At 64.4% G+C, this 6,670-nt stretch carries 5 protein-coding genes; 1 reads left to right on the plus strand and 4 read right to left on the minus strand.

Annotation, left to right across the window (positions count from 1 at the left end; translation table 11 throughout):
• Positions 1-71: 71 nt before the first annotated feature.
• From EI291_RS15180 to EI291_RS15190, 3 genes are read right to left on the minus strand one after another with little or no spacing between them, the layout of a single operon-like run.
• On the minus strand, positions 72-773 hold the full coding sequence (locus EI291_RS15180) for a LytR/AlgR family response regulator transcription factor (RefSeq protein ID WP_125421675.1): 702 nt from the start codon (positions 771-773) through the stop codon (positions 72-74).
• Positions 770-1,834: a sensor histidine kinase gene (locus EI291_RS15185; protein ID WP_125421678.1), complete on the minus strand. Its 1,065-nt coding sequence runs from the start codon at positions 1,832-1,834 to the stop codon at positions 770-772. Before EI291_RS15185 ends, EI291_RS15180 begins: the two co-directional genes overlap by 4 nt.
• A complete protein-coding gene (locus EI291_RS15190) occupies positions 1,831-2,109 on the minus strand; it encodes a hypothetical protein (RefSeq protein ID WP_125421681.1) in 279 nt (92 codons plus the stop codon). Before EI291_RS15190 ends, EI291_RS15185 begins: the two co-directional genes overlap by 4 nt.
• 901 nt (positions 2,110-3,010) lie before the next feature.
• Here EI291_RS15190 and EI291_RS15195 point away from each other — a divergent pair.
• On the plus strand, positions 3,011-6,052 hold the full coding sequence (locus tag EI291_RS15195; protein WP_170172669.1) for a PAS domain-containing hybrid sensor histidine kinase/response regulator: 3,042 nt from the start codon (positions 3,011-3,013) through the stop codon (positions 6,050-6,052).
• A 462-nt stretch (positions 6,053-6,514) separates the two neighbouring features.
• On the opposite strand, the gene EI291_RS23540 is transcribed toward EI291_RS15195, so the two are convergent.
• A complete protein-coding gene (locus EI291_RS23540) occupies positions 6,515-6,658 on the minus strand; it encodes a T9SS type A sorting domain-containing protein (protein WP_394343384.1) in 144 nt (47 codons plus the stop codon).
• Positions 6,659-6,670 lie beyond the last annotated feature (12 nt).

Consider the following 6,670-nt stretch of genomic DNA (forward strand, 5'->3'; position numbering starts at 1 on the left):
GGAATTGGAAGGCGGTTTCTTTAGTGGGTAGACCTGGCAGCAGAAAGCGGGTATGCCGGGGCCGGACCACGCTACAGCCGCTCGTAGAAGGCGGTCCGGTACGCATCGCCGACGGGAATTACCTGGGGAGCACCACCTACTACCTGGATAAAAATGCGGCTGCGCTCCACGGTGTGAACGTGGGCCAGCGGCACGATGAACGACTTGTGCACGCGCGCAAACGCCGCGGCGGGCAGGTTCGCTTCCAGGCTAGTGAGCGTTTGCCGGGCGATAATTTTCTCCGTCGTAGTGTGAATGATGACGTAGTTCTGCAAGCCCTCCAGGTAGAGCACTTCGTCCAGGTCCACCCGCTGCATCCGGTGCTCGGTTTTGACAAACAGGTAGGGGCGGGCCGTTTGTGCCACCACCGGGCGCAGCCGCCGCTGCGCCTTCTGGACGGCTTGGTGGAACCGCTCGAACGGAATGGGCTTGAGCAGGTAATCAACGACGTCGTGCTCGAAGCCCGAAAGCGCGTAATCGGCGTAGGCCGTGGTCAGAATCACCTGGGCGCGCCGGTCCAGGGCTTGCATGAACTGCAGCCCCGTGAGCTGCGGCATCTGAATGTCGAGAAAAACCAGGTCGACGCGCCGCTCGCCCACCCAGTGCAGGGCCTCCACCGGATTTTCGCTGCTGCCCGCCAGCCGCAGACTGGGCACCTTCGCCACGTAGTCGGTCAGGATGTCGATGGCAAGGGGTTTATCGTCCACAATCAGGCACTGGATGGGTTCCATCATAAGTCGAGGTGAAGCGTAACCTGAAAATCGGTGGGCGTGTCGGCCACGGTCAGCGTGTGCCGCGTCGGATAGAGCAGCGCCAGCCGCCGCCGCACGTTGGGCAGCCCGATGCCGCCCAGCTGGTCCTTCTGCTGATTATTCTTGGCGTTGTGCAGGCAAAAATCCAGGGTCGTCGCCGTCAGGGTGAGGTGGAGCGTCACCGGCTGCGCGGGGTTGCTGAGCACCCCGTGTTTGAACGCGTTTTCCACGAAGGACACCAGCAGCAGCGGCGCGATGGTTTGCCCGTTCAGTGCCCCTTGCAGTTGGTAGTTGAGGTGCAGGTTGCCTTTCGTGCCGAGGCGCTGCAGCTCGATTAATCCGTTCAGGTAATCCAGCTCGCGGATCAGCAGCACCCGGTCGTGGTGGGCTTCGTGCAGCATGTAGCGCAGCAGCTCGGATAGTTTCAGCAACGCCCCCGGCGCGGCGTCCGACTTCTGATACACCAGCGCGTAGATGTCGTTGATGGTGTTGAACAGAAAGTGCGGGTTCAGCTGGGAGCGCAGAAAAGTTAGCTCGGCGGTGGTGTTGGCCTGCTGGGTTTCGCGCCGCCGCCGCTCGGCCAGCAGGTTGTGCCGGATAGCGCCGTAGAGCAGGCCATACAGCACGTAATCGAAATAAACCCGGACACTGTTCTCAACAAACCACTGCGCCGAAAAGGCGTTGTTCAGGCTGTAGTTGTCGAAGCCGAGCAGGGGTTTGAACACGTAAAACTCCAGCCCGTAGCGCATTCCCGTGATGAGGAGCAGGGTCAGCAGCAGCCCAAGGGCCGCCCGCCCAACGGGCCGCCAGTCCAGCGCACTGGTTTGCAGCGGCCGGGCCACCAGCCCCATCGACAAGTAAAACGCGGCCGCGTTGATGAGCAGGTAGCCCAGCCCCAGCAGCCCGTACGTGGCCACCGCCGTTTTGGGCACTGGGTACGCGGGTGCAGCGTACGTTGTCATCACCTCTTTAACGAGTAGCAACGTCCAGATGAGCAGGTGAACGGGCCATTCGGGGAAGACGCGCGGCCGGACAGCACTCATAGGTTGGTTAATATGGCGGTGGGGTATGCTGATTCGGGCATGTCACAGCATGCCTGCTGCGGCCGCCGGGCTTGCTGCGCAGCGGGCTGGTTGGTGAAGAAGACCAGATGAGCCGGGGTTTCGTTGGCGTAAATCGACTTGTTGGGCATTCCATGCTTGCCCGCCAGTAGCTGCATAATCCGCAATAACTCAATGCTGGGGTGGGGGATACCGTACTCTGGTCCATCGGTAACAGGCCGGCACGGGGGGGCGAAAAAGGCATAAACGATCAGCAATGATAGCCAAAAAGGAAACAGTGCTTGTATCGAGAAGGCGCTGGTGGTTGGAGGCGCTTGGGGAGGCCTTCTGGTGAGTTGATGGCTTAAAGGAAGCGGCTTTTTCCCGTGCGTTGAACTCCGATTGACCAATCCCCCTTTTTCGTTGACCAACGCCTGTTTTTGGGGTCGCACCATTCGCGCCGGCCATCGGCCAAGTGGCCCTGATGGCAATTCCTGTTCTTACCCTCGCAGCGCTCCTGGTGCGCAATCTTCCGCGCGTGTCCGAACCGCTCTGACACTAGCTAAAAGCCCCTGCTAAGGATGTCAGCGTATTATTTAGGGTCAAATAGAAGCCGAGTTCCACCCTATCGTTTAACTTTTGCACCAAACTTTTAACCAAGGTCAGGAGTGGTGAATCCGGGCGAAGCGGTCGGCCGACCGGTTTTTAGCCCCCGATTGCTCCTACGTGCAGCAGTCCATCGTCTGGGCAAGGTCGAGCGGGCACGTTGCGGCAAGGCCCCGGCACCACCCGGCCCAGCAGGCCGGCATCGGCAAAATCAGCCACAACCGAGGTAGTTGCAAGCGGGGTGCGGTCGAGGCCGCCAGACTCGTGATGGGCGGACAGGTGATTGTAGATGGCCCGGCCGACTCGGCCGGAGCTGCCGGTCGGAATGACGCGCAGGGGGGCAGGTTAAAAAGCAGAACCAACCCCGGCCGACGGGCCGTGGGCTGCCAAAGAAATAGCAAATGGGTTCCTGCATATGCCTCCGGAGCGGAGGGATTACCCGCGCTACTTCACTCTGCCTTGGGTGGGTTTCACTCACGTCAGCAGGCCATTCAGGTGCTCAGATGGGCCGTTCGGTTTTTTTTTGCAGCACTTCTGCCAGACATCCGGCATCTTACGGCGCACTCATCCGCTATGAAAACATCCACCATGACCTGCGATTCTAACCTGGCTGCTGATCAGCACCTTGCCATGCTGGAGGCGGAGCTCACGGCCCTGCGCGCCGTGGCGGCCGTCACCGAGCACAGCCCCAACCTGATTGTGCGCCTGGATGCCGCCGGTACGCGCGCGTACGCCAACGAGGCGGCCCGCGCCTTCGAGCAGCAGCTGTCCGCCGAGGCGGCGGCCGAGCTGCACACGCACCTGCGTGGGCAGCTGAGCGCATGCCTGAGCGCCGGCCACCGCGTGCGCACGGAACTGGCCAGCGACGACCGGTATTTTATCCTCACGGCCTGCCCCGCGGCCGATGGCGGGGCCACGCTCTACCTCACCGACATCACCGAGCACTACGAGGCCGAGCAGGAAGTAACCCGGCAGCGCGATTTTTTCCACAGCGTGCTGTACGAGCTGCCCGGCGACGTGGCCATCTTCAGTGCCGAGCACCGCTACATCTTCCTGAATCCGGCTGCTATCCATAACCCTGAAATCCGGGAGTGGATTGTGGGCAAGGACGACTTTGAGTACTGCGCGTACCGCGGCTTCTCGCCCGACCGCGCCCTGGGCCGGCGGCAGTACTTCACCCAGGCCCTGACTACCCGCACCGTGGCGGCCTGGGAGGAAGAGCTGCAACTGCCCGAGGGCACCAAGTATTTTTTGCGCCGCTTTCTGCCCATTTACCGCCCCGACGGCACCCTGAACTTTATGCTGGGCTACGGCCTGGACATTACTGACCGCCGCCGCACCGAGGAGCTGCTACGGGCCAGCGACGAGATGCTGCGCGAGCAGCAGGCCTTCCAGCAGCTGGTGCTCGACGTGATTCCGGCCGCCGTGTACGTGCGCGACCAGGGCCGCCTGACCTTCGCCAACCGAGCCATGCAGGAGCTGAACCAGCTGGCGTACAGCAAGAACGAGCGCGCGCTCCGGGACCCCGACGGGCAGGATGCCCGCGAAGTGGCCCACTACGCCGAGGTGGACGCCCATGTACTGGCCAGCGGGCAGGCCGTACGCAGCGAAGACTCGCTCACGCTGACCAGCGGCGAGGTGCGCTGGTTTGACACCGTGAAATGCCCGTTTCCGCGCCCCGACGGCAAGGTGCTGGTGCTGGGGGCCAGCACCGACATTACCGCCAGCAAGGAAGCCCGCCTGCACCTGGAGCGCAGCGAAAAGCGCTACCGCGACCTGCAGCATTACGCCCTGGCCCTGATCTACACCCACACCCTCGACGGGCAGATGCTGACCGTGAATCCGGCCTGCGCCCAGCTGATGGGCGTGCCGGCCGATACGCTGGCCGCCAGCCCGCTGGCCCAGCTGCTGCCCCCCGCCATGCGGCCCCGCGTGGGCAACTACCTGCACACGCTCAGCAACGAGGGCGAGGTGCGGGGCGTGGTGCGCGTGTGCACCGCCGGGGGCCGGCACCATTACCTGCTCTACCACAGCCACCGGGTGATGGAAGCCGGCGAGGAGCCCTACGTGATTGGCTACGGCCAGGACATCACCGACCGGGTGCTGGCCGAGCAGGAGCTCAAGCGCGCCAAGAAGGTAGCCGAAACCGCCGCCCAGGCCCGCACCACCTTCCTGGCCAACATGAGCCACGAAATCCGCACGCCCCTGAACGGGGTGCTGGGCATGGCCGCGCTGCTGGCCAAAACCAAGCTCACCGCCGAGCAGCACGAGCAGGTAGCCATCATCCACTCCTCGGGCCAGCACCTGCTGGCCGTCATCAACGACGTGCTGGACGTGGCCAAAATCACCTCCGGCAAGCTGGAGCTGGAACAGACGGCCTTTAACCTGAGCGAATCGGTGGGGCAGGCGGTGGCCCCCCTGGCCCAGCAGGCCCGGCAGCGGGGGCTGGTGTTTCGCACGGAGCTGCCCGGCCCCGACGGCCCCTGGGTGCTGAGTGACCCATTCCGCCTCAACCAGGTGCTGCTGAACCTGCTCAGCAACGCCATCAAGTTCACCCACTACGGCACCGTCACGCTCAGCAGCCGGCTGCTGAGCGACAGTGCCGATAAAGTAACGGTGGAGTTCCGGGTATCGGACACCGGCATTGGCATTCCGTCCGACAAGCTGGACTACATTTTCGAGAGCTTCACCCAGGCCAAGGCCGACACCACCCGGCAGTTCGGCGGCACGGGGCTGGGCCTGAACATCAGCCGGGCGCTGGTACAGCAGTTCGGCAGCCAGCTGTTGGTGGAATCCGTGCCCGGGCAGGGCAGCACGTTCTTCTTCACCCTGACGCTGCCTAAGGCCGCCCCGCCCCTGAGCGTGGCCCCGGCCCTGCCCCAGGAAGGTGCGCTGGAAAACATGCGGATATTGCTGGTGGAGGACAACGCCATCAACCGGCTGGTGGCCCGCCAGATGGTGCTGAGCTGGGGTGGCCACGTGGACGAGGCCCCGGACGGGGTGGTGGCCCTGGAGCTGTTCGAGAAAAACCGCTACGACGTCATCCTGATGGATATTCAGCTGCCGGGCATGAGCGGCATCGACATCACCCGGCACATCCGCCAGCACGCCGACGCCACCCGGGCCGGGGTGCCCATCCTGGCCCTGACGGCCAACGCCTACCAGTCGGACACGCAGCAGTACCTGGCCGCCGGCATGAACGACTGCCTGGCCAAGCCCTTCGACGAAGCGGAGCTGTGCCGTAAGCTGCAGGACCTGCGCCCGGCCGCCACTCCGCCCTACGACCTGAGCAAGTTCCGGGCCCTGGCCCACGGCAACACCGATTTTGTACCCGACATCATCCGCTCGTTTCTGCAGGACATTCCGCCCAGCCTGGGGCAGCTGCGCGAGGCCGTGGCCAGCCGCCGCTGGACGGAGGCCCGCCGGCTGGTGCACTTCATTAAGCCCAACCTGGAGGCGCTGGCCGTGGCCGGTACGGCCCCGCTTCTGCTGGAGCTGGATAACATCAGCCCGGTAACCCTGGAAAACCCCGCTGCCATGCTGGCCGTGGTGGAGCAGCTCACGGCGGCCGTAGACGCGGTACTGGAGCCGCTGGCCCGCGAGCTGCCGGAGTAGCGGGGCTGATCAGTGCGGTGAGTGGCGGCCCGCGTCCGGTCCACCACCGCCACATGCTCCAGGAGTACGGCCTCGTGACGGGCCACGTCCAGGGCAAACCCCAGGGCCTCGGCCCCGTACTCGTGCCAAGTAGTGACTACCAGGTGCGGGGGCAGGTACTGCTGCTCCGCGCCGTGGAATACGATTTCGTCATCCGTCAGGTCGTGCTGCGCCTGCCGGCCAGCTCCCGGCCGGGGCTGATTTCTGGCAAACCGGCTTCCATGAACTGCCGGTACCGGACGCCGCCGAGCAAACCCGCATTAAAGCGTACCTACTGGCCCACCCGCAGCGGCTGGGGCTGCCGGAGCGGCTTGGGAAGTGGCCGTATGTGCACGAGCAGAAGTGAACCTGAAACAATCCGGCCCCCGGGCAGCCCCTGGTACAGGGGCCGCCCGGGGGCCGGATGCAAGGTGCTGCTGGCAGCTATTGCTTCAGCAGGCGACGTGTCAGCAGCTGCTGCTGGCCCTGCACCGTGAGGTAGTACACGCCGGCAGGCAGCGGCTGCAGGGGCAGCGTCAGGGGAGCCTCGGCGTTGGCGGTGCGGCGCAGCACGGTGCGGCCCTGCACGTCGCGCAGCGT

Origin of the sequence: Hymenobacter rigui (assembly GCF_003944715.1) — a bacterium.
Lineage (GTDB): Bacteria > Bacteroidota > Bacteroidia > Cytophagales > Hymenobacteraceae > Hymenobacter > Hymenobacter rigui.